The sequence below is a fragment of the Oleiphilus sp. HI0066 genome (genome assembly GCF_001635725.1).
Map to the genome: position 1 here is coordinate 1 of NZ_LWFH01001827.1, position 682 is coordinate 682.

Here is a 682-nt window from a genome sequence, read left to right on the forward strand (position 1 = left end):
GTAACCAGTTTGAAAAACACGGGGCGTGCTGCAGAGCTAGGTATCGCAGAAGTACATCAAGCACTGACTGCAAATGGCTTGCGTGACCGCGTTGTGTTGCGTTGTTCAAACGCCCATCAAACAGGTTTAGATGTTGTTAAATCTGCAATGCTCGGTGGTGATTCCTTTGAATTTGGAACCACCGCACTGATGATGCTTAAGTGTGTGATGGCGAAAAACTGTAACGTGAAATGCCCAGCAGGTTTGACAACAAACCCAGAAGTATACGAAGGCGACCCACGAGCCTTGGCACAGTACTTTATTAACCTAGCGCACGAAGTGCGTGAAGTCTTGGCAGAACTCGGCTTTGCAAGTTTGCGTGAAGTACGTGGCCGTACAGATCTTTTACAACTTATTCGTCACCCGAACTTAATTGGTCAGTTGGATATGCGCGCCTTATTACGCGTACCAAATGCCAAAACGTTAGACGAAGAAGCGGTCGCGCTTGAAGCCAACTTTGAGCCAGACCAAGCTTATATCGACGAAGCCTACGAACGGTTCTTCGAAGCGCAATTGGCTTCGTTAGAAATCGAAGGCCCGCGTCTGACTAACTGTAATAAGACAACCGGTGGTCAATTCAGTATTGATGTAGAGCGCCATCTTAACTACGAACTTACTGAAGAGCAGTGCACTGCTCACCCTG

At 47.8% G+C, this 682-nt stretch carries 1 protein-coding gene; it reads left to right on the forward strand.

From position 1 onward, the window contains the following. Positions 1 to 682, forward strand: a 682-nt coding sequence (locus tag A3738_RS28400) for a glutamate synthase-related protein (protein ID WP_255376219.1), incomplete at both ends; no start/stop codon positions are given.